At 40.1% G+C, this 23267-nt stretch carries 24 protein-coding genes and 4 tRNA genes; 5 read left to right on the top strand and 23 right to left on the bottom strand.

Annotated features, from left to right (window positions below; translation table 11 throughout):
* Window positions 1-152 precede the first annotated feature (152 nt).
* Window positions 153-3038, top strand: a complete 2886-nt coding sequence (locus J2Z48_RS02425; RefSeq protein ID WP_307250677.1) for an AAA domain-containing protein — start codon at window positions 153-155, stop codon at window positions 3036-3038.
* A 12-nt stretch (window positions 3039-3050) separates the two neighbouring features.
* Window positions 3051-3401, top strand: a complete 351-nt coding sequence (locus J2Z48_RS02420) for a hypothetical protein (RefSeq protein ID WP_307250675.1) — start codon at window positions 3051-3053, stop codon at window positions 3399-3401.
* A 363-nt stretch (window positions 3402-3764) separates the two neighbouring features.
* Here J2Z48_RS02420 and J2Z48_RS02415 read toward each other — a convergent pair whose 3' ends face one another.
* From J2Z48_RS02415 to J2Z48_RS02370, 10 genes are all read right to left on the bottom strand, one after another.
* Window positions 3765-4235, bottom strand: coding sequence for an SRPBCC family protein (locus tag J2Z48_RS02415; protein WP_307250673.1), 471 nt, complete (start codon window positions 4233-4235; stop codon window positions 3765-3767).
* Window positions 4236-4455: 220 nt separating this feature from the next.
* Window positions 4456-4842 carry a hypothetical protein gene (locus tag J2Z48_RS02410; RefSeq protein ID WP_307250671.1) on the bottom strand — a complete coding sequence of 129 codons (387 nt, stop codon included), beginning with the start codon at window positions 4840-4842 and terminating at the stop codon, window positions 4456-4458.
* 153 nt (window positions 4843-4995) lie between these two features.
* A complete protein-coding gene (locus J2Z48_RS02405; RefSeq protein WP_307250669.1) occupies window positions 4996-7176 on the bottom strand; it encodes a DNA gyrase subunit A in 2181 nt (726 codons plus the stop codon).
* A gap of 13 nt (window positions 7177-7189) precedes the next feature.
* Window positions 7190-9166 (bottom strand): toprim domain-containing protein, encoded by a 1977-nt coding sequence (locus J2Z48_RS02400; protein WP_307250668.1) that lies wholly within the window; start codon window positions 9164-9166, stop codon window positions 7190-7192.
* 338 nt (window positions 9167-9504) lie between these two features.
* Window positions 9505-9579 (bottom strand) — tRNA-Val (locus J2Z48_RS02395).
* Window positions 9580-9597: 18 nt separating this feature from the next.
* A tRNA-Ile gene (locus tag J2Z48_RS02390) sits at window positions 9598-9672 on the bottom strand.
* Between the two features lie 19 nt (window positions 9673-9691).
* Window positions 9692-9768, bottom strand: a tRNA-Asp gene (locus tag J2Z48_RS02385).
* A gap of 4 nt (window positions 9769-9772) precedes the next feature.
* Window positions 9773-9847: transfer RNA gene (locus tag J2Z48_RS02380), tRNA-Met, on the bottom strand.
* Between the two features lie 97 nt (window positions 9848-9944).
* Window positions 9945-10118, bottom strand: coding sequence for a hypothetical protein (locus tag J2Z48_RS02375; protein ID WP_176786549.1), 174 nt, complete (start codon window positions 10116-10118; stop codon window positions 9945-9947).
* A gap of 323 nt (window positions 10119-10441) precedes the next feature.
* Window positions 10442-10975: a phosphatidylglycerophosphatase A family protein gene (locus J2Z48_RS02370; protein WP_307250665.1), complete on the bottom strand. Its 534-nt coding sequence runs from the start codon at window positions 10973-10975 to the stop codon at window positions 10442-10444.
* A 130-nt stretch (window positions 10976-11105) separates the two neighbouring features.
* Here J2Z48_RS02370 and J2Z48_RS02365 point away from each other — a divergent pair, with 130 nt between their 5' ends.
* Complete coding sequence (locus J2Z48_RS02365) at window positions 11106-11543, top strand: GNAT family N-acetyltransferase (RefSeq protein WP_307250664.1); 438 nt, start codon at window positions 11106-11108, stop codon at window positions 11541-11543.
* Between the two features lie 70 nt (window positions 11544-11613).
* On the opposite strand, the gene J2Z48_RS02360 is transcribed toward J2Z48_RS02365, so the two are convergent.
* From J2Z48_RS02360 to J2Z48_RS02350, 3 genes are all read right to left on the bottom strand, one after another.
* Window positions 11614-13074, bottom strand: a complete 1461-nt coding sequence (locus J2Z48_RS02360; protein ID WP_307250661.1) for a YecA family protein — start codon at window positions 13072-13074, stop codon at window positions 11614-11616.
* A gap of 157 nt (window positions 13075-13231) precedes the next feature.
* Window positions 13232-14257 carry a resuscitation-promoting factor gene (locus J2Z48_RS02355; RefSeq protein WP_307250659.1) on the bottom strand — a complete coding sequence of 342 codons (1026 nt, stop codon included), beginning with the start codon at window positions 14255-14257 and terminating at the stop codon, window positions 13232-13234.
* Between the two features lie 144 nt (window positions 14258-14401).
* On the bottom strand, window positions 14402-15367 hold the full coding sequence (locus tag J2Z48_RS02350) for a VanW family protein (RefSeq protein ID WP_307250657.1): 966 nt from the start codon (window positions 15365-15367) through the stop codon (window positions 14402-14404).
* Between the two features lie 196 nt (window positions 15368-15563).
* Here J2Z48_RS02350 and J2Z48_RS02345 point away from each other — a divergent pair, with 196 nt between their 5' ends.
* Both J2Z48_RS02345 and J2Z48_RS02340 read left to right on the top strand, forming a co-directional pair.
* Complete coding sequence (locus J2Z48_RS02345; RefSeq protein ID WP_307250655.1) at window positions 15564-16889, top strand: cytochrome ubiquinol oxidase subunit I; 1326 nt, start codon at window positions 15564-15566, stop codon at window positions 16887-16889.
* 15 nt (window positions 16890-16904) lie between these two features.
* Entirely contained in the window at window positions 16905-17933 is a 1029-nt protein-coding gene (locus tag J2Z48_RS02340) for a cytochrome d ubiquinol oxidase subunit II (protein WP_307250654.1), read from the top strand.
* 83 nt (window positions 17934-18016) lie between these two features.
* On the opposite strand, the gene J2Z48_RS02335 is transcribed toward J2Z48_RS02340, so the two are convergent.
* The 10 genes from J2Z48_RS02335 to comGC form a co-directional block, all read right to left on the bottom strand.
* On the bottom strand, window positions 18017-18718 hold the full coding sequence (locus J2Z48_RS02335; RefSeq protein WP_307250652.1) for a gamma-glutamyl-gamma-aminobutyrate hydrolase family protein: 702 nt from the start codon (window positions 18716-18718) through the stop codon (window positions 18017-18019).
* 116 nt (window positions 18719-18834) lie between these two features.
* Entirely contained in the window at window positions 18835-19056 is a 222-nt protein-coding gene (locus tag J2Z48_RS02330; RefSeq protein WP_307250650.1) for a DUF378 domain-containing protein, read from the bottom strand.
* Between the two features lie 76 nt (window positions 19057-19132).
* A complete protein-coding gene (gene ispG / locus J2Z48_RS02325) occupies window positions 19133-20233 on the bottom strand; it encodes a flavodoxin-dependent (E)-4-hydroxy-3-methylbut-2-enyl-diphosphate synthase (RefSeq protein ID WP_307250647.1) in 1101 nt (366 codons plus the stop codon).
* A gap of 199 nt (window positions 20234-20432) precedes the next feature.
* Entirely contained in the window at window positions 20433-20651 is a 219-nt protein-coding gene (locus J2Z48_RS02320; protein ID WP_307250645.1) for a YqzE family protein, read from the bottom strand.
* Between the two features lie 42 nt (window positions 20652-20693).
* A complete protein-coding gene (locus J2Z48_RS02315) occupies window positions 20694-21257 on the bottom strand; it encodes a shikimate kinase (protein WP_307250643.1) in 564 nt (187 codons plus the stop codon).
* Window positions 21247-21669 (bottom strand): hypothetical protein, encoded by a 423-nt coding sequence (locus tag J2Z48_RS02310; RefSeq protein WP_307250641.1) that lies wholly within the window; start codon window positions 21667-21669, stop codon window positions 21247-21249. The genes J2Z48_RS02315 and J2Z48_RS02310 overlap by 11 nt, the downstream gene beginning before the upstream one ends.
* On the bottom strand, window positions 21656-22186 hold the full coding sequence (locus tag J2Z48_RS02305) for a hypothetical protein (RefSeq protein WP_307250639.1): 531 nt from the start codon (window positions 22184-22186) through the stop codon (window positions 21656-21658). Before J2Z48_RS02305 ends, J2Z48_RS02310 begins: the two co-directional genes overlap by 14 nt.
* Window positions 22114-22497, bottom strand: coding sequence for a hypothetical protein (locus J2Z48_RS02300; protein WP_307250637.1), 384 nt, complete (start codon window positions 22495-22497; stop codon window positions 22114-22116). Before J2Z48_RS02300 ends, J2Z48_RS02305 begins: the two co-directional genes overlap by 73 nt.
* A complete protein-coding gene (locus J2Z48_RS02295; protein WP_307250634.1) occupies window positions 22494-22943 on the bottom strand; it encodes a hypothetical protein in 450 nt (149 codons plus the stop codon). The genes J2Z48_RS02300 and J2Z48_RS02295 overlap by 4 nt, the downstream gene beginning before the upstream one ends.
* Window positions 22940-23266, bottom strand: coding sequence for a competence type IV pilus major pilin ComGC (comGC, locus tag J2Z48_RS02290; RefSeq protein WP_307250632.1), 327 nt, complete (start codon window positions 23264-23266; stop codon window positions 22940-22942). The genes J2Z48_RS02295 and comGC overlap by 4 nt, the downstream gene beginning before the upstream one ends.
* Window position 23267: the final 1 nt, after the last annotated feature.

Here is a 23267-nt window from a genome sequence, read left to right as displayed (position 1 = left end):
GGAAAGGAAATATTGACGAAAGTGGGTTTCTAGATCTTGAGGAAAAATATATTAAATCACTCGCCCAAATTACTCGTAATGAAATGATAAAGGGAAAAATCAATGATCCCTCTGTTCACAAAAAAATTACTGAGAATGCGGATGCAAAAGATGTGTTCATCTGCCCAGCTCTATATACAACCAAGAGTCGCAAATCAAACGAAAAGCCAAAATATCATATTTGGCTAATCATACCAGCCGAGATTACTTATGATGGATTTATACGAGCTAAAGATAAACCTCCTTTTATCCCCCGCAAATATCTGCGTCCATCACAACAAAAATGTACAATCAGCGATATGGATATAGTGAATCAATACTGGTCAGATCATCCTTTTCAAAATGAACAGTCGAAATCCTGGGAAAGTGCTTTTAAAGAAAGTGAACATTTTTTCGAACATGTTCTCGATAGCCCCATTTCTTCTTTCCACTTGCTCCAATATAAAAAAGAGGAGGAGAAGGTCTTAATCTTAGATGGCACCAACTTGACAAATAGTGGCTCCCTCTATAATATCAAAACATTCTATGAAAAAATGCTAGATAAATCGTTTTATAAAAATGCATTGAAACCACTTGCTCAGCAATATATCCAAATAAATGAGTCTACAGAAAACAAGCGGTTAACAGATTCCATCACATACTCAGTAAAACATTTGGGACAAATGAGTACAGAACATGGCCTAACGGTTTCTCAGAGAGAAGCATTACACCATTTTCTGGCCTTGCAAAATGGAGAACTCTTATCCATTGAAGGCCCTCCCGGCACAGGAAAAACTACATTATTACAGAGTGTAATTGCTTCATTGTGGGTTAATTCCGCCTATCAAAAGCAAGCTATTCCAAGTACCATTCTAGCGTCTGGATCTACTAATCTATCCATTACAAACATCTTAGACATGTTTCAAAGAATATCAATCCCATCAGATCTGCCCTCTCATCCATTATTCGACCAAATGGAACAATTAACAGAACGATGGATTCCGAATGTGAGCAGCTTAGGTACCTTCTGTGCTGCAGAATCAAAGCGTGATTATAACTATCAATTACTCTTACGGAATAAGATGCAATTCGAATTTGTCAACGGGCCTAATTTGATTCATTTAAATCAAAGTGAAATTGACAAATGGGAGCAACATTTCTTAACTCGTACATCCCTGTATTTCAATCGAAAAATCACCTACATAGACAGCGCAAAAGCAACACTTCATGACTCCCTTAGGCAAGTAGTGAAAGTTATCGAAGAAAATTTGCAAGAGAAAATTGATTATCAACTCCTACTCACTCAGCGAGATAAGCTCTTTGCAGAGTATCATGTGACTTCGTTTGATGAAGCAATCCAACCGCTTAGCCAACATGTAAATAGCTACAAACAACAAGTGCAGACAGTTGAAACTGCTAGGCGGGAACTCTATCATCGAATTAGTAACCGTAACCCTCTCGTTGTATGGTGCTCCAAACTTCCTATTCTCGGGAAATATATAACAAAGGGATGGATTGAAGAAAATCAGTACCTTCTCCAAAAACAACTGCCTGATATAACTTTTCATTCTTTTGAGGAGGCTCGCTTAAAAGCGGAGCTAGAAAGGCTGGAGCAAGACTATCAATCACAACTACGATTATCAGACGAAAAACTAGCAAGCGTTCAAACTCTTCAACAACAGTGGGATCAAAATGAAACAACTCGTACAAACAACCGTAAACGATGGGCAGACCTTTCCATTCCAGATGAACTTGCAGACGCAGAAGAGTTTTTTGATAAAACCTATCGTGTACTTGCTTTCCTATTAGCTACACACTACTGGGAATCCCGTTTTATTGAAACAGCAAAACAACGAGTTCAAAGCAAGCAATCATTTGGAACTTTACGTCAATTTTATACAGAAGTTGCTATGCTGACACCATGTCTTATCTCAACTCTGCATTCAGCACCTAAATTCTTCAACGATAAATACCAATATTTACACGAATTTGCTGATTTACTTATTATCGATGAAGCGAGTCAAGTACTACCTGAGCTTGCTTTCCCAGTGTTTGCATTAGCTAAAAAGGCTTTAGTTGTTGGCGACACCAATCAATTGCCTCCTATATCTAATGTAACCGCTGACCAAGATAACATCAGTTTACAAGAGTCAGGCCTTTTAAAGATCACCCCTCATGTGGACCATCTACATGTCTGCTCCAAATCAAATGTAATGAAATTAGCAAACCGATTGACTCGTTATCTAAATGATCAAGAAAAGCCCTTTATGCTACAAGAACATTTTCGTTGCCATCCTAAAATTGCTCAATCTTTCAACCATGTCTATTACAATAACAAACTACATGTTAAGACTCGTGAAAAAGACGAATATCGTTTATTGCCTATGGCTTTTCTACATGTAGAAGGGCATGAAGAACCTTCTGGTTCCAGCCGCATCAATCACATAGAAGCCGCCACGATCGCTTTATGGGTTGACCATTTTTTCAAGCAGCACAAGCTCAGCACTTCTACAAAACAACAGACACTTGCTATACTAACCCCTTTCAGCGCACAAGCAAATTTGATCACTTCTTACCTAAAAGAACTTACGTTTAATGTAAACTGCATTAAGGTTGGAACTGTTCATTCATTACAAGGTGCAGAGTACGAAGTCGTCCTATTTTCACCAACTTACTCCACATCTAATTCTGAGCATTTTTTTGACCGCCAACAGTATGTTTTAAATGTCGCAATTTCTAGAGCAAAGCAATCCTTTCTCATCTTCGGTAACAAAAACCACTTTGGTATTCACTCTGAAACACCATCAAGTAAACTCCTTCCGTTTTTTGAAGATGGAACAGAAAAAATTTGGTGCCCTGATGACATTGAAGTAATGATGCTAACCGAACAAAGGTCTCAAAAATTGAAACAGTACATTCGAGAAGGAAAAGTCGAATACACAAAGATCGAAATAACTGGAAATGTCAGTGGATCAATCGTAGGCGGGACAGTCAAAGACAGCATCATCCACAATAAATAGGGGGAATGTTTCATGGCAAATTTTCGTATTAACGGCAATGTTACAGGCAGTATCGTAAGTAATCAAGTGAACAATGTACAACTCACAAATAACAGTCCAGGAACAGAAAATCAAATGTTTGAGAAGTACATTGAAGAGATTAAAGCCAACTTTGAACAATACCTTATCAAGATCGCTACCACCGAGATGAATCAAGAAGAAAAAAATAGCATCATTATGGCTTTACAAGACATCAAAGAACAAATTAGTCAACCTCAGCTCGATCGAGAGAAGATCAAGCAATCGGGGACAATATTAGAAAAATCGAGTTACGCAGCTTCCATCTGTGGTGCCGTCTTCTCATTTTTACAGCTGTTTAAGTAAGATATTCTTTATCCGTAAAAAAACCTTAATTTCTCAAGGGTTTACGTGGTGGGCAGTACTAGGATCGAACTAGCAACTCTTCCGTGTCAGCTTTCTGCCCCACATTTCCTCTGATATCTTCTGATTATCTACAATACCTTTAATCCTTGAAATATAAGGGATTGGAGGTATTTTTCTTTTTATAGTACCTTCTAGTCATCTATCGTTATCAAACGCTTGTGACCAGCCCGTGACCACTATTTGCTATTGTCAGAGAGGGGAGAGTGAATACCATGAATCACTCCCGTTAAATCTTGATTCATCAAATAAATTTTTTCTTTATATACACTTCAGCCTAAGGGACCTATCTACTCTATTCCCTTTTTAAGGGTTACTGATGGATTGCATTTGTTCTGCGACGCTCTTAATGTATTCATTTCTCTTCATTAGGAATTTTTTCATATAATTTTCCAAGAACAATCGATCTGCCAAGATACCTAGATATCCGAGTGGTGAAGTATAATCGAAGTAATCCAACATGAGTGTGCCATTTTCTTGCTTCATAAAGCGATGCTCATGTCTAAACCGTTTAAATACACCACTCACCATTTCATCTACAAAGTAGGTAGGTGCATCAAGCTCAGTAATTTTGGCAGTGAGACTCTGTTTTATGCCAAAATGCACAGCTACCCAAGTAACAGTTTGATTGAGTTCAATCAAGCCACTTGTAACACCTGCAATCGCACGTTCGTGAGTATGAGCGGTTGATTCCATGTGCACATCGATGGAGCGTGCTAAGTCAAAGCAAACTTGGATAGGAGCATTGATATGGAGCTCTGTTTTGATGATGGGCATGTTTTACACTCACTTTTATTGATGTATGGTAAAAATATAACATGGATTTTTTTTCACTCAACAGACGGGGGATAAAGCGCTATTTCCATTCAATCAGATATTGGATATCCAGTACATAGAGTCTATCTCTGGCTAGAAGCAAATCTTATATCATTGTAGCAGAAGAGGACAGCACTCTCTTCAACATAGGTCTATTGATGATCCGAGGAATGATTCATTTTTATTGCTTTGTATCAATAATTCCTTTTTCTATCAAGATTTCACTTTCCTTCACAGAAATTACTTCCACTTTATCACAGTAAAGTTGAATATCACCCTCTACATCGTCTAGTTCATATCTCTGTTCCCAACCTTCTTCCCCGCGATCAATCAAGTCAAGTGTAGGTGAATTTCCATGCCAAAATCCATTGATATAAAAACCTCCTACTCCGATAAAACGAATATGAGCCTCATATTTTCTATTCTCTTCTAAGAATAAGCCCTTCAGATCAACGATCGGGGTTGTTTCTGGATCGTGAAGTCCTTGATAAGGCATGTCAATATGAAAGTGAATATCAAATATATAATCGAGACTACGGATTAAGCCCTTCATTTCTAAATAATCCATTGCTATCTCCTTCTTCAATGTTGTAGTTATAATAGAACCCATTTACAAGCTGGAGCCGAATACGTGATGATTCTATTGCCAAAGCGAGGAAGCTCTGTTGAAACATTTTTATTTTTTAGGAGGCAACTTCCTAAAAAGTGCCCCATCCTCTTACTACATCAACACTCCTTGTCCTAACCGCTTCATTTTTAAATCGACTAAATCAGTAAAATCGCCCTCTCGATAATACTTCCCGACTCCAGCACTTAAAGTTCGATAGTACTCTCGCTCCTCATAGCCTTCTGATGATAACTTATGGTAATCAGAAACAAGGCTTTCTTTCTTAGACTTCATTAGCTGAACTCCAATAGTGGTCTTACTCGTCTTCGGGTTAACGATAGATGTGTTCACCACAATGATTTTGTCGATGGTTGATAGAGCCATGAGATCATAATCCTCTTGCGTAGTATCCCAGTAGATTGAATGTTTATCTGCATATGCATTTTTTAACATCGTTCGATTGTTCTTCGTACTGTAGGCAGACAAATCAATCTTGGCTACTTTCCCATCATCGAAGCCGATGATTAGATGCCCTTTGTAGTCGTTGGTGACTGTCACATAAAGAATCTCTTCGTCCTGTAATCCTAACAGAGTAGGCAAAAACTCTCCAAGAGCTGACGGTTTGTGGTCATCTAACTCATATGTTTTATACTTGTAGCAATTTTGCTTATTGGTAAAGATGAGGATATCTGAATGATTGGTGGAATCTATCTCTCTGACCACATAATCACCATCCTTTACTTTTAGTTGGTTGCTACTACGCAATGAAACCAATGGAATCTTCTTTAGATATCCTTCCTTTGTAACAAACACTCGCACATTGTAGTTGTCGATAGAGATTTGCTCTTCTTTAATCATTGGCAAATCATTCGCCTGAACAATCAGGGAGCATCGTTCTTTACCATACTGTTTCTTCACTCTATTTAATTGTTCGACAATCACCAGGGATCTTTTGGATGCATCACTGCTTAGCTCATTAAGCTCTTGAATTTCCTTTTCTAGCTTCTCAATTTCGGCAATTCGTGAGAGTAGATATTCCTCGTTTAAAAAGCGCAACTTAATCTCTGCTACATATTCGGCTTGAGCTTCATCAATTTGGAAAGCTTCCATTAAATTGCTTACAACTTGTTTATTTAACTTTGTGCCCCGGACAATGACAATCGCTCGATCGATATCAAGCAAAACTTCTCGAAAAGCTTTTAATAAATGCTTCTTTTTTTTCTTTTTATCTAGTTCATATAAAGCTCCACGTTGGATACAATTGGATCGAAAGACAAGCCACTCATGTACAATCTGCTTCACACCTAGCGTTTGAGGTCGTCCATTTACAATCAGATTGAAGTTGCAAGTAAAGGAATCCTCTAAAGGGGTCAGCTTATACAGTCTAGCTATCAATCGCTCTTTATCCGTGCTGCTTTTGACTTGAATCTCAATTCCCTTTGAATCAATTCCATAGATATCATCAATATCCACAATATCTTTGATCTTGCCTTCTTTTACAAGATCCGTAATCTTATCGATGACCGCCTCGAATGTCGTTGTGTATGGTATTTGTTCAAAGATGATGGAGTTGCCTTGAATCTTGTATGTAGCTCTAATCTTAAACGAACCTTTTCCTGTTTCATAGATTTGCTTAAAATCCTTAGCGTTATAAATAATTTGACCACCCGTAGAGAAATCAGGAGCTAAGATATAATCTCCAACTACTACTTCCTTGCTCTGAATATAGGCAATGGTAAAGTCAATCACTTCGTTCAAATTAAACGGAGCCATACTGCTTGCCATCCCAACGGCTGTTCCAGAAGAGGTATTGATGAGAACAGATGGATAGTTAACAGGGAACAATCGTGGTTCCTTCAAGGTTCCATCGTAATTATCGATCATATCTACGGTATCTTGATCAATATCATGAAAAAGCTCATTCGCTATATCCGCAAGCTTAACCTCTGTATATCTAGCAGAGGCATATTTCATATCTCTTGAATATTGCTTGCCAAAGTTACCTTTTGAATCAATGTACGGATGTAGTAAAGACTCATTATCCTTTGCCATGCGAACGAGAGTCTCATAGATCGGCATATCTCCATGCGGATGCAGAAACATCGTCTGACCTACAACCCCTTGAGATTTTTTGCGATTTCCCTTTAGCAATCCCATCTTAAACATGGTGTATAGGATTCGGCGTTGGCTTGGTTTCAACCCGTCTATTTCTGGAAGTGCCCTGCTCATGATGACATGAGCTGTGTACGGCATATAGTTGTCTCGAAGACTCGTAACAATGCTCTGTTGTGTCATGTGCGCTCTCCTTTTACGTCAACCCATTCTCAATGTAATCATGCAGATTTTCTTCAATATATTGTTTTCGGCTTTGTATATCATCACCTAAAAACATCTCGAAATACTGCTGAGTCAGTCCCACATCATCTTTCATCACCTGAACCAAATTCCTCGTCTTTGGGTTCATTGTCGTTTCCCACATCATTTCAGCCGTGTTTTCTCCCAAACCTTTCGATCGCTGGATCAAGACATTTCCTTTTAATTTTAATGTAGCAACAATCTCCTCTTTTTCTCGATCGGAATAGGCAAAGTAGGATTTATTCTGGTTGGTAATCTCATACAGAGGAGACTCAGCAATAAAGATTCGCCCTTCCTCTAACAAGGTTGGCATTAGTCGATAGATCGTGGTTAGCAACAAAGTTCGGATATGAAAACCATCCACATCTGCATCTGTGCAGATAATGAGTTTAGACCAACGGAGATTATTGAGATCAAAGGTGTTTAGATTTTTAGCATGCTTACTTTTTACCTCAATCCCACAGCCCAAAATTTTCAGCAGATCTACAATGATCTCATTCCGAAAAATCTTGTCATAGTCCGCTTTCAGACAGTTGAGGATCTTCCCTCGGAGTGCATAGATCGCTTGAAACTCTGCATCTCTCCCTTGTTTCGTCGATCCAAGAGCTGACTTTCCTTCTACTATATAAAGCTCCGTTTTAGTAGCATCCTTTGATTTACAATTGATAAATCCATCGATTCGAGCTGTCAGGTTATTGACCGTACCTGCTAATTTTTTTCTTACATCAAGACGTGTTTTCTCTGCTTTTTCACGACTCCGTTTATTGACAAGTACTTGTGTTAAGATGAGTTTCACTTCTTGGGGATTCTCAACCAAATAAACTTCTAACTGTTCGCGTAGCCATGCGGTAATTGCTCTCTTCATAAAATCAGAACCGATTTTCTTTTTAGTTTGATCTGTAAAAAGGGAGATGGTGGAGTAAGTGCTTGTTACAATTAGCAAACTATCTTCCACATCATCAAAGGAGATCTTCTTCTCTCCTTTGGCATACAAGTTTTGGTCTTTTAGGAACTTATCGATGACAAAGGTAAAAGAGTTTTTGACGAAATCTTCTGGAGTGCCTCCATTTTCAAGCCAAGAAGAATTGTGGTAATAACGGCTAAATGAGGTCTCACGATTGAAACTGAAGTAGATATCAGCCTTAATTTTATAATCCTTATCCTTGTCGTTGTCTTTCCCTTTTTGCTCAGTTGTCCATGCAACTACATCAGTAAGCGAATGTTCCTCTGAGGAAATTGATTTAATATAGTCCTTAACGCCATCTTGAAAATAGAAGACTTGCTCCTCCCCTAATCGTTCATTCTGGAAGAGAAACTTTAAACCACCATTCACGATCGCTTGATCTTGAAGAGTGGTAATAATGAATTCATCGTCAATCTCACTCTTCCCACGAAACACTTCTGAACTTGGTCTCCAAGTAATCATTGTGCCAACTGCTATTTTGTCCGCATTTTTTCGAATCTGTATGCCATCCGATGTTTCTACGCCTTTTTCATATTCAACCTGATATACTTTCGCAGTTGAGGCATACACTGACACTTGAAAGAAGTCGGAAGTATAGTTAGTCCCTGTGGCTCCAACACCATTGGTTCCCAAGCTATACTGATAACTCCCTCCATCTTCTTCATTGTTTTTATATTTTCCGCCTGCCCACAATTCATCGAAGACTTTCTTATATGACCAATCACCTGCTTTATTTTGATCCATGGGAACTCCACGTCCAAAATCACGTACGGTTACAGAGCCATCTATATGCTTTGTAACGATAATCTCTTTCCCCCATCCCGCTCGATGCTCATCAATGGAGTTTCCTAAGATCTCTAAGAAGGTATGGTTATGGGATTCTAATCCAATAGAAGCTGGTTTTGCCCGAACTCCGCCAAGTATCCCTAGCGATTGAATTGAATCTGAAGTATATGTATGGTTCAAAAGAGGTAACCTCCTACATTCATTTGCGCTTTCAAACTACTGCTTGCCCGAACATCTAAAGGAACATACTATGACAAACGGGAGGTATGGTCAATGTGATTTGCTTTTCAAGCTAAGGAATAGTTGAACCATATTCTCCATCCGTTCCGAATTTGATGAGTTGGCAATCATCTAAAGTATCAATCTTTATTGTATCCTTCATTTTGCCGATGACAACTCTTTTATCCACCACAATCCCGTTTACTTTTACAGATATCTTTCTGTGACCAAATTATAGTCAAGCGTTTGCATTTCCGTTTGCAAACAACAAAAAAACCTTGATTTCTCAAGGGTTTACGTGGTGGGCAGTACTAGGATCGAACTAGCGACCTCTTCCGTGTCAGGGAAGCGCTCTCCCACTGAGCTAACTGCCCTAGTCCATATAGGGATTTTGGTGGGCCCAACAGGATTTGAACCTGTAACCAACCGGTTATGAGCCAGGTGCTCTGCCGTTGAGCTATAGGCCCCTATGTATGATATGAAAAATGGCGGAGCTGACGGGATTCGAACCCGCGATCTCCTGCGTGACAGGCAGGCATGTTAGGCCTCTACACCACAGCTCCACGTTGGTTGCGGGGACAGGACTCGAACCTGCGACCTTCGGGTTATGAGCCCGACGAGCTACCACTGCTCCACCCCGCGACATTATGATTGTTTCAAGTTTTTTCTAACTTGTTTCAGCCACAAGTAATACTATACAACAGAATGTAAAATCACACAAGTACTTTTTTAAAATTTCTCAGTGTCTCCAGATATACTTCACACCAAAACGCCCTTTTCTCGAGCGAAACACTTCCACAGTATCAGGGCTTTCATATCCATATAACCACCAATCTTCTTGCATTCGTGTCGCTAATACTTTCGCTTGAAAACGGGATTCATATAACTTTGCACAATAAATCCATTGATCCATCTATATCTCCTCCTATCTGTAGTGTAACTCAGATAGTGGAAAATCATTCCTAATAACAAAGACAAAGCTGTCTTCATTTCATTAATAATCTAGACTAATGCACATTTTACGTAAGCGTCCAAACGGGCTTATAGAGATTGACATAGTATATACAGAACAAGCAAGTCGCTTGTTCCACCAAATTCCCTCCTCAAATGGCAGCCGAGTACAGGGCAGTACTCGGTTTTTTTTATTTGCTATGATCCTGAAGTACGATCACGATGATTACATCCTTCTCCCAAACAAGTACTCCCACCGTAGAAGGCAGGAGTGTTCGAGCTTATTTAATATTCGCCTATGGTTGAGTCGACTTCTTCGTCTTCATCACGAATTCGATGGGCCAATCTCCCTGCAGCTGCCGCAGCAATCGCACAGACAATATCATCTAAAAACGTATGACAATGTTCTTGTCCGCTCTGATTGTCCAAACTTTTGATAATGCCTATCTTTTGTTTATCTAAATACCCAAAGGTAGTAAGCGCAATACTCCCATATCCAAATACAGATCCTAGTGCTAATGTCTCATCACAACCAAATAACCCTTCGTCTGCTTTGACAATACTTAGTAGCGGTTCAGAAAGTACGTTTTTCTCTGCCAAGGTATCTAGTTCGACCCCAACCAGAATCGCATGCTGTAATTCCCTTTTTTCTAAAACAGCCAATACACTTTCCAGACAAACTTCTTTCCGAAGGTCCGCTTTATAAGGAACTTGCATCTCATAAACAATATCTGCAATGGCTTCTAAAGGAACTCCTCGCTCCGTTAACTTACTCATTACCGCTTGATAAACCTCACTACTATGAACTCTTCTACTCATTTCTTATTCTCCTTCCAATATATAAAATCACTATTATTCAAATGAACTCGATAGTTTCCTTTTTCTTTCAAAATTCCTTCCCAATTATTTCAAAGAAAAGGGGTAAAATACCTAGATGGGAGTGATATTCATGCATATGAGTGTAAAAAAAGTTGAATCTGACCACGAATTAAATCAAGCTTTTGAAATTCGGCAAAAAGTATTTGTACACGAACAGGGAGTGCCTGAGGATGAGGAAATTGATGAAAAAGAAGGTAGTTCGGTTCATTTCTTAGCAAAATTAGACGATAAAGCAATTGGAACTTGTCGTATGCGATGGTACAAGCCTCATGTAGCCAAAGCTGAACGTGTAGCCGTCATCCCCGAGGGACGTGGGACAGGAGCTGGACGTGAACTGATGCTGGCATTAGAAGAACATGCAAGACAAGAAGGGGCTACGAAAATCGTACTCTCTGCCCAAACACACGCCCTTCCCTTTTATGAGAAATTAGGGTATATAGCAGAAGGTGATGTCTATCTAGATGCTGGCATCGACCATAAGGATATGCAAAAAAAGCTTTCCTTATGAGAAGGACATGCTTTTTTGTATATAACGAAAGCAAAAGAAACAGCCTCTAACAAATGAGTAGGCTGTTTCTTTATTTTTGACCTAATACATGGGCGTTTGGTAACTCTTCTTCCAACAATGTCATAGGAAACACGTTTTCAATATGAGTAAAAATACAATGATGTTCACTCATGTGAATCGTTCCTCGAATCCAAAAACGCTCATCTGACCAAATCGCAGGGAAAGCACGAAGCTGTACAGGCACCCATCGCTCACCAATCAACAACATAGGACCTGTTGCAGAAATCGCAAGCATAAACATATTTTGTATCATGGTTCCTGTATGTTCTGTTTCTTCTGTTTCAATCGCATGTTCCGCTAACCAAGTACGTGCCTCAATCGTTGTAGGTAATTTATGAATTAAAATCGAGTAAACTTTTTTGAAATGAAGATATATATTGGAAATGCCTTGGTTATAGAGCCATTGAAACAGGTTTTTCAAGGTATTTAAGAAGATTTTAGAAGCCATTGGGGTAGCTTTCCCACTATCTAAATACCAAATGCTAAAAAAGTGAATGAAAGCTTCCTCATTTAGCATAGACCATTGAAAAGATTGTCCAAATCGTTTGGAGAGATAGTCAAATAGTATCTCTAACGATTTACTGTAGAATTGTTGGGTTCTCTTTTGTAATGGATTCACCTGTGAAACATAAAACTGCTCCAACTGTTGCATGATTTTAATCGGTAATCCTGGTTGTTCAGACGTATACTCGACATTTGGCCAGAACAGAGTTTCACGGATACTGTCCACCATCTCGGGTGTTGATGCCGGTGCTAACTTCTCCACCTTCTCAAGCTCCTGAGCGCGTTTCATGGACCATCCAAGCACTTGCCATCCTTGTTCACGAGTTGCATATTTTTGTTGTTCTTGGTCTAGATGGTTAAATTTCTCTAGTTGCACGAGTATCTCCCCTCTCATCTCATGCACAAAAGATGTATAAGGGCCAAACAGCTCATATCGATTTCCTAAACGTATTAAACGAGTGAAAACAATCCGTTCACGAGGTACCTCTTCTCCTCTAATCACTTCATATTCTACTCCATCTAATAGAGATCGAAACAGCATGCTTTCTTCCCTTATGTCAATCATTTCATAACATGTGAGTTTACTATCCAAATAGCTTGTCAGTACTCTTTCCTTCTCTGGTGTTCGGCGGACTGTTGATGCCCACAGCTCAACCGGTCGCTTATTTTGGACACAGGGGGCGTCAAGTAACAACCAATAATGAAAGGAAAAGGAAAAAGATTGCGGGACTGGTTCCTGTAGAGGTAAGTGCAATAACTCTTTAAAACGATGTCCCCACTTACTTTGCTTTTCCATTTTCCAATACGGATGAAACCACTGATTTAGGTCTGCGAGTAATTTTTTTGATAGATCTCGGTCGCGTCCTTCTCGCAATCCCTCGGCATGACGAATCGTAACGACACGTTCACAGCACTTTTTGTACTTTTTCCCACTTCCACAAGGGCAGGGTTCATTTCGACCTACCATTCATACACCTCGGATGTAATATTCCTTTCCTAAGTATATCGAAAAAATAGGGAAATTCAAAGACGAATTTGATAAAACTTTCCATTTTGTCTTTTTCAAAAAGAAAGAACCTGCACTTTTTTGCAGGTTAAATCAAATTGAATTCCACTATGTACGATTAATCTAAGATGTACACCTTTTTATTTTTACGTCCCCACTTTTGACATTCCGCTTCGGAATTAAAGTATACGTCGATGATATTTCCTTTTACCGCACCACCTGTATCTGCTGCGACCGCCATCCCATAATCTTCAATAAACAGCCTCGTTCCAAGTGGGATTACTCTTGGATCAACAGCCACCAATCCAACTCTAGCCACTTTCCCTGAAGCCGTTTTGGCACCTGGTTTGGAAGTGTAAGCGGTGGTTTCTGCAGTCATCATTTTCTTATACGATGTTCCATTTGGTAATGATCCTCCACCGGCAGATGCAGGTCTCGAATCGCTCTCTTCCGCTTCTTCTTTCGTTCCAATCTTCACTACTGCTTTTATAGGATCAATTTTTTCGATCAACTTAGAATCAGAAGCTGGCTTCCCGTCCTTCATCATAGGTTGACCATTTTTATAGTAGATAGTAACTTGATAAATCTCTTTTCCCAGCTTTCCAGCAGTAACTTCTTTCTTTTCCCCTTTTGCTAGGGTCTTATCTTTTTGTTCTTCTGTATCAAACTTGATCTCTTTCTCTTCTTTTTTGACTACTTGCTCAATTCTGTCAATTGATATCTGCATCCCATCTTGGATTTTTGCATCTAGTGCTGTGCTTATTTCATCCCATTCACCTAAGGCAATTTTTTGCTCCTCTAAAAACTCACGAACTGTTCCTTTCGCGGTCTCTTTCTCACCTTCGGCTTTACCACCTATAGTTAGGCTGATTTTACAGCGGCAATTCAAACTAACATTGGTAAGATCTTGGGTTAATTTTTGATCCCAAGGAATGCTAGGCAGGTATTTTTGTTTCATCTCTGCCATCTTGAAACCTTCATCCTCCAAAGCTTCAGCAACTGTATCATGAAAGCCTCTTGAGACGACTTTCTTACCATCGCTAAAGGTGATGACTACTTCTTTCCCCATCGCATTTACCACAAGTGTCCCCGTTAAACTGAGGGCCACCGTAGCTACTCCAGCTAGAAGAAATTTTTTATTCATCGAATCGCTCCTTTAGTGAGTTTAACGTGTCCCATTATAACAGACTATTTTTGATATTTCTATTCAAATAGGTGAAATAGGAAGTATTTTCTAATTTTCTTTCCATATCGGCAAAAAGCCGTCACATATTGGGCGACGGCTAAGTTAGGATTCATCCTGTTGTGATAATGGGGGTGAATCAGGTATTGCATTTGGTTGATGTCGAATTACATTCGGCCCATAAATAGATATATTCAAAATCCCTCCAGTTATGCGGGAAGATATTAAAATGGGCTCATTGAACTGGTTACGAAACTTAAAATCATACCCTCCCCATGACACGGTAGCATCCCGATCTTTAGGGACATACGCTACATGCTTGCTGTGACTATAGCGTTGAACAATTTGTAATCCAGCTTGGTCGACACTGTTAAATAGAGTGGAAGAAGTTTGGCAAATTCCGCCCCCCACTCCCTCACTATATTCTCCTTTTACAATGATACGAGCAGGTCGATAACCACGCTCGGTCGTTCGAATGCCTACGACATCGTTAAATGAAAAAGTTTGTCCTGGTAAGACGATCATGTGGTCGATCGCATGAGTAGATAGAAAAATATTGTGCGATCGGTTCTCATTATCAGGATTGAAATAGGTTTGATATGAGGCTAATCGTTTCTGCTTCAAGGTCAAAGCTTTTTGTTTCGTAATCTGTGGTTGAAGACTTTGCAATGGCAATTCCTGAGGCTGATTAAGAACTTGATGGACATTTTGAAGGATCTCTTCAATCGCTGCATAGTCAATTTTATAACCATATTTTTCAGGTATCAGCTTTCTATTTTTAAAAAAAGCAGACACGGGTTCTTTTTCAACTTGGGGTGCAACTTCAGTCCGAAGCCAGCTATGAACGAGTTCATGATCTAAGGAAGTAGGGTCAACTCCGTCAAACCCTATATCCCCCAGTTCTAATGACCAAACTTGATCCTCATGCTGAAATATCATCTTTGCAGGTTGTGAAGGTGTTATTTTTTTCTCTTGGGGAACTGTCTGCTTTTGACTCGCTTGCATGGGAGTACAAGACAGAATGAACAAACACAGAGTCGATATAAACGTCACAAGAATTGGTTTCTTCATCTGATTATCCTCCTTCCTTCTGTAGTCTACCCAGAGATACGACGAATAATGATCACAATCCCGTCACATATCCTCATCTATGTGATATTATTCACATATTATAATGATCATGGATCCATTTATTGTTTCGAATCACTTTTTTCTTATGTGAAATATTGAACATAAAAGTGCTGTTTAACTAAAAGGAGGCATATCAATGGACGCCGTTTTTTGGTCTCGAATTCTCACAGCAGAAACCCTTTCTTTCCACATTATCTTCGCCACGATTGGAGTAGGTGTTCCTTTATTTATCTCATTAGCTGAAGCATGGGGGATTTGGAAAAAAGACAATCACTATATCATGCTAGCGAAAAGATGGACCCGCGGCTTTGTGATTACTGTAGCAGTTGGTGTAGTAACGGGAACCTGTATTGGACTTATGCTTTCTCTATTATGGCCCCAATTTATGCAATTGGCTGGCAATGTAATTAGTCTACCGTTATTTATGGAAACATTCGCCTTTTTCGTAGAAGCTATCTTTCTTGGTATTTATCTGTATACATGGGATCGTTTTAAAAATCCTTGGATTCATTGGGCTAGTTCCATCCCCATCGTGATCGGATCGTCTATGTCGGCTCTATTTATCACAATCGTAAACGCATTTATGAATACTCCAGCTGGTTTTCGACTGGAAAATGGAAAAGCGGTCGATATCGATCCGATTGCCGCTATGCTCAATCCTGCTACACCCAGCAAAGTAGCTCATGTCTTATCCTCAGCTTATCTAACATGCGGCTTCTTACTTGCCTCTATCGCCGCCTATCACATCCTCAAAGGTAGAAATCATGTTTATTATAAAAAGGCGCTTCGCCTAACGATGATCACTGGATTTATCCTCGCTATTGCTACTTTTGCGGCTGGTGATATATCTGGAAAATTCTTAGCGAAGCATCAACCCACTAAATTAGCCGCTGCCGAATGGCACTTTGAAACAACCAAGCAAGCTCCTTTGGTTTTCGGTGGTGTTTTAAACAAGGAAACACAAGAAGTGAAATATGGGATCAAAATACCGTTTGCTCTTAGTATCTTAGCTGGTAATTCACCTAATCATGAAGTGAAAGGTCTAAATGATATTCCTCAGGATTTATGGCCTCCACTCTATATTCACTACCTGTTTGATGGGATGGTTGCAATCGGATTTTATCTCCTACTCGTCTCAGCCATTTTCGCGATTGAATGGTACCGAAAAAAAGGGAATCAGTGGAGTCCATGGCTCTTGAGAGGCATTGTCTTAGGGGCGCCTTTAGCCTTTATTGCCATTCAATTGGGATGGATCTTCGCAGAAGTAGGTCGACAACCATGGATTATTACTGGAGTTTTAAAGGTAGACAAAGCTGCCACTACGGCTGATCACGTTTCCTCTACCACCTGGGCATTTAGCGCCTTATTCCTCGCTCTGGGAATACTCACATGTATCGTGTTATATCGCCTGTTCCGACATAACCGCGCAGAGGACGAATTAGCGAAACGCTACGGATTATAGGGAGGGGGATAAATCATGTCACTCGAGATGATTGGTATTACGGTACTCTGGACATTTTTGTATGGATATCTGATCATAGCCTCCATTGATTTTGGTGCTGGTTTCTTCTCTTATTACAGCATGAAAACGAAAAAGGATCACATTGTGAATACGGTGATCGAAAGATACCTCTCACCTGTTTGGGAGGTAACCAATGTATTTCTGATCTTTTTTATTGTAGGGGTTATCGGTTTCTTCCCTGACACAGCCTACTACTACGGAACAGCTCTTCTCATTCCAGGAAGTGTCTTCCTGATACTCCTTACGATTCGGGGTTCCTTTTATGCCTTTGCCCATTATGGCGTTCGAAGCAATCGCGTTTATATGTTTTTGTATGGTGCTACTGGGTTACTCATTCCAGCGAGTCTGTCCACCATCTTAACCATGTCAGAGGGAGGATTTATTAAGGAAACGGATTCTGGAATTACGCTATCGATCGCTCAGTTATTCACAAATTCTTATTCATGGGCAGTTACGTTCTTAGCCATCGTAAGCGTTTTATATATTAGTTCTTCTTTCCTTACCTTTTATGCAAATCGAGCAAATGACACACCTGCACGCGAATTACTACGCAAATACGCATTAGCTTGGAGTGGGCCTACTATCCTAGCCAGCTTGTTAGTTTTCTGGGCTCTCTCTCGTCACAATCCAGATCACTTTCAGCGAGCACTTGAGATTGGTTGGTGCTTTGGACTATCCTTACTTTGTTTTATAGGGGCTGTATTTCTAATCTGGAAGCGAAAATGTTTTGGACTTGCCTTTGTACTCGTCATGCTCCAGTTTGGCTTTGCTTTCTTTGGATACGGCGCTTCCCATCTCCCGTATTTGTTAGATCCCTATATCACGATTCAAGGTGCCGTTACGAGTCCCGTCCTTGGTAAGGCGTTGGTCATCACTTTTATCGCTGGGTTGTTGGTATTAATTCCATCGCTTGGGCTCCTACTTTGGCTTTTTTTATTCAATGCAAAATATGTACGGGGTGAACATGAGCAAGAGCATCTATAACAATATTATGAATGAGTGAGGACCCATGCACTTGTCCGCTACAATATGAATGAGCTATAACAGGTATATGGGTCCGATAGATATTATGAACAAGCACACTTCTCTACAAAATAGCGAAATAGTTTTAAGGAATGTTCATCATGAGTCATTGCCTCGGGATGCCACTGAACCGCCAAGGCAAATTGATCGCCTTGGTATTCAAAAGCCTCCACGACTCCATCAGGGGCATAGGCGGTTGCTAGACATGTCCCCGGTAAGTCTTTTACAGATTGGTGATGGAAGCTGTTGACATCAATTTGACACTCATCTAAAATTTCTGCTAATTTTGATTGCGGGTCAATTTGGATCGCATGAGTAGCAACATGCCGATCTGCTTCTTGGGAATGAGGTAAATCGGTAGTCACTTGCGATGGCACATCTTGAATCAGCGTTCCACCTAGTACAACATTAAGTACTTGAGCTCCTCGACAAATAGCTAGAATAGGCTTTTTGCAATTCATAAATGCTTTCGCGAGTTGGAATTCATATTGATCCCGAATATCACAAACCAAATCAAGTGTTGGATGAGGTTCTTCATGGTAATGGATTGGATTAATATCTCCTCCACCCGATAGGAGTAAACCGTCCAATCGATCTGCTAATTCCTCTGCCAATCTTTCATCCACAATTGGAGACAATAAAACAGGGACTCCACCGGCAGTAGCAACTGAATTTGCATAAGACCTCCTTATTTTAGTAAATTCATCTGATTCGATAAATGTGGTAATCCCAATCATTGCAGACATCAGCTACATCTCCTTATGACGTAATGAATAATATACTGTATTTATAAAATTGTATGTTCCTTTGGCATAATAGGCAACAAAAAAACTCCAGACTGGATATCTGGAGTTTTTTATATTTAATGGTGATCGTTATCGGCGGTTACTCGATCGTCAAATAGGAATCGAATGGAGTAAATTCCTGCAAGACCTACTATGGAGTAGATGATTCGGCTAAACATAGAGGTTGCGGGAGTCGGGTCACCACCAAAGATGGCAGCTACAATATCCCATCCAAATACTCCTATTAAGAGCCAGTTGAGCGCGCCAATAATGACTAATAGAAGGGCAACTTTTTTCATACTAATCATGTTCCTCCTTTTTGAGTCACTGTTAGTATGAGAATGCAAGAAGATATTATACAGAAAGGTTTTATTTCTATACTTGAACGTTTGAAGCTGCTTCTGCTTCTTGCTTACGCTCTTCTGCTAGCTTATCAATTTCTTTTTTCAGTTCTGCAACCATTTCCTTCTCAGGAATCTTACGGATAATTTCTCCATGTCTAAACAGGAGACCTTCACCACGTGCACCAGCAATGCCGATATCCGCTTCCTTCGCTTCCCCAGGGCCGTTCACTGCACAACCGAGCACAGAAACTTTAATCGGTGCTTTAATATTCGAGATGTATTCTTCCACCTCATTCGCAATACTAATTAAGTCAATTTCAATTCGACCACAAGTTGGACAAGAAATTAACGTAGCTGCATTTGCTGCTAAGCCAAATGTTTTTAATAGCTCACGGGCTACTTTTACTTCTTCTACTGGGTCAGCGCTGAGTGAAATCCGCATGGTAGAACCGATTCCTTGAGAAAGAATCGCACCTAGACCTGCTGAACTTTTTACCGTTCCAGAGAATAAGGTTCCTGATTCTGTAATTCCTAAATGCAGAGGATAACGGAACGCGGCAGCAGCCTTTTGGTAAGCCTCGATCGCCAAGCGCACATCGGATGCCTTTAGGGAAACAATGATATCTTGGAAGTCTAGATCTTCTAAGATTCCAATATGGTATAAAGCACTTTCAACCATACCTTCAGCGGTTGGGTAACCATATTTATCTAAGATCCGTTTCTCCAAAGACCCCGCATTTACTCCGATTCGAATCGGAATTCCACGTTCTTTAGCTGCTTTAACAACTGCTTCTACTTTTTCGCGGCGACCAATATTCCCTGGATTAATGCGAATTTTATCAATTCCACCCTCGATGGCTTTTAAGGCAAGTTTGTAATCAAAATGAATATCCGCTACGAGAGGGACGGAGATTTCTTTTTTAATCTCTTTAATAGCGTCAGCTGCACGATGATCGGGTACAGCCACACGAACAATTTCACATCCAGCTTCGGCAAGTCGGTTAATTTCAGCTACTACTTTTGGGACATCATGCGTTTTACTAGTGGTCATACTTTGTATAACAACTTGATCATTTCCACCAATTTGTATATTCCCGACCTTTACGGGTCTTGTTTCTGAACGATGATACATGATGTATTCCCTCCTTTATTTTCCAAAAATTAAATTTTTTAAAATAAATATATCACGATGATTTATTATCGTCAATAATATTTCTCTAAATTATATTTTGTATAATTTATTTTATAAAGCTTTCCTAGAGAAGTATATCATAGATGTCAAACAAAAAAGGAGCTAAACAGCTCCCGATAAATGGATAACTTTTTACAATTTATGATGTCTCGGACCCCTCAGTTGGCTTTTGGGATCGATGACGTCGTTCTAACTGCTTCTCGACAAAGAGCTTGGTTCCAATCGGGACGATCCCAAACCATTTTTCTAACCAAGGTTCTTTTCGTTCTAATCGCTGTGCTTTTCGTTCGGTTCGCGGAGTTTCCATAAACCACAACATCTGCTTCATCATATAGGTAATCCAATCTCTAAATGACAAACTTCATCACCTCACCCCTAGCATGACCTCCTAATGGATCATTTAAACAGGGAGCTGATGCCAATGGGAGAGGATTTCGGCTATGATCACTTCGGGTGAACGAGCATCTGTCTGAATCTGATAGTCAGCAATTGATTCATAAAGGCTCTTTCTTTCACTCCATATACGGCGAATTTTTTCTACTTTATTCCCCTGTAATAGAGGTCTGTTTCCATCTAGCTCCAACCGCTGAATGAGTGTATCCACATCGGCTGTTAGATGAAACACGACCCCATTTTCCTTTATCCACTTCCTATTCTCGGACCGAAGTACAATACCTCCACCTGTAATAAGGATGTGTTGCTGAGATTGTTCCAAAAAATGTTTGAAAGCTTGCGATTCCAATTCGCGAAAATAAGACTCACCAAACTCCTCAAAGATACTTGGAATGGATTGATTTTGTTTCTCCTCAATCCAGTGATCAAGGTCAATCGCTGGATACGGAAGATACTGGGCAAGATGGCGACCAATGGTGCTTTTCCCTGTACCCATCATCCCCATTAAGATTAGATGCTTTTTATGTGCACTCATGCTGTTCTCTTCTTTCTCTGTGAGATTACTTTTCATCTGCTACTTCTTTGATTTTCTTGCCCGTTTCCAGATTAATCTGGACAGATATCGTTTGTCGAACTCCTAATTTTCCTGTTGCTCTCGCTTGTAAGATTCCCGATTGACCCTGCTCTGAATCTGACTCTGAGTTGGGCAATAATGTTATCTGAATCGCTTGTTCCACACTTGGCTCTTGCCAACTCCATTTGGAGTCCTCAACTGAGCGCTCCTTCCAATTTGCCAGCACTTTATCAATCGCTCCAGCCGCTGCATACCTTGCCTTCACTCTCTCTGAATCCAAAAAGTCCGCTTGCTGAATCGCTACTGTTTGCGAGATGTATGCATGGACAAATTGAAACACAAGCCAAATGACCATCATCACAATCGGAATCATAAAACCTTGTTCAGAGTCTCTCTTATTTCTTAGCATATAGTAACATCTCCATAAATCGAGACTGTTTTTTTGAATTCGAAGCAAAATGAACCAACATACGAACTCCCTTTCCTTCACGTACCCAGTTGCATTTTTCAATTTGAGAAGCAATGATCATAGTGCCTTGAAAGGTGGGTTCACTCTGTTTTTTGATACCACGAATAAGTCGATTATTTTGACAACGCAGCTGAATCTCATCTCCATTTACCTGTTTAGCTATCAAGTCATTTTTACTTACTTGTAAAGAGGAAACCCCTCGTAATTCCTGATCAATATATTGATGGATAGCCTGCCGCTCTCTCATCAAGAGCTGGTCTTGTTGTTGGCTTTCTCCTTTTGTCTCAGCAAAATGGATCATGATAAAAAGTACGGGAAGAATGATCGCAATGATGATTAATGTAAAGATGGTTTCCACATAAGTAAAGCCCGATTCAGAGGCTATCAGCCTTCTATCAATCGATATGTATGGAGAGTGTAATCGTATTTTTTGGAGTTTGTTGGAGATGGTGTCCACTCAACCTTCACCTCCAACGCGAAAAGATGATCTGACTCTTGTTTTACCCATGTATGGAGACTAAATTCCTGCTTCTTCTGATTGGGACTCTGAACCTGCTCTACTTGGTACCCAGGCTTTAGTTTGGAAGCAGGCCTAGCCAATACATTTTCCATCTGGTTTTGTGCTATCTCCCTCGCATCTTCATGAAATTTCACTTTTGTCTCATGAATCGCTTCGCTTCGAAAGATCGGAACAACGAACCCGATTACGGTACACAATATGGTACACGCGATAATCGTTTCAACAAAGGAGAATCCTGATTCCTTCATCTGCGTTCCTCCATAATGACTCGACCTGATCCTACTTGCACCTTCCAGGTAGCATGATATCCGCTCTCACAGTCCAAAGTAAGTGTCCCCCCTACAGCTTGTCCCGTCTGTCTAAAGATCACTTCATTTTTGAGAGGATGATCGGTGAATTTACACTGTTTTGGGATTGCAAGTTCCTTCCTTAATGAATTCGACTCGGGCTGTTGTAATTGAATCTGATTGGGTAGCACCAGAACCCGCCAACTTTTCTCTTGGCTAACAGCCAAAGAACGAGCTAGGCTAAAGATTTCTCGTACTTCCACGCCAAATTGTTGCTCCACCTTATTTCGACTCGTAGTAGAAAACGACGGAAGGGCTAAAGTACAAAATAACGATAGTAGAAATAACACAAACACTGTTTCCAACAAGGTAAAACCCGATTCGTTCCCTACCTGCTCTCTCATCATTTTTGACAAAACACCCGTTTCTCAGGTGATGGATGAGGTTGAATGGTATAGACTCCCTTTCCATCGGGACAAGTAGGTGCCGCTTGAAGGTACCCATCTTTCACTAAGACTTGTACGTCCTTCGGGTAAGTGCCATGCTCTAAGTAATACTGTTCCGCTTGAGTCAAAATCATTCTTCGATTCGCCTGATCTGCCTTTTTCTTCGCTGACTCGGCAGCAGCCCTTAAATTTGGAATCGCGATCGCTAGTATAATCCCGATCACAAACAACACTACTAGCATCTCAACCAGTGTAAATCCAGATTCTCTTGACTTTGATTTCATA

The organism is Croceifilum oryzae (genome assembly GCF_030814315.1).
Taxonomy (GTDB): domain Bacteria; phylum Bacillota; class Bacilli; order Thermoactinomycetales; family Thermoactinomycetaceae; genus Baia; species Baia oryzae.
This window is presented reverse-complemented; position numbering and strand designations above follow the sequence as displayed.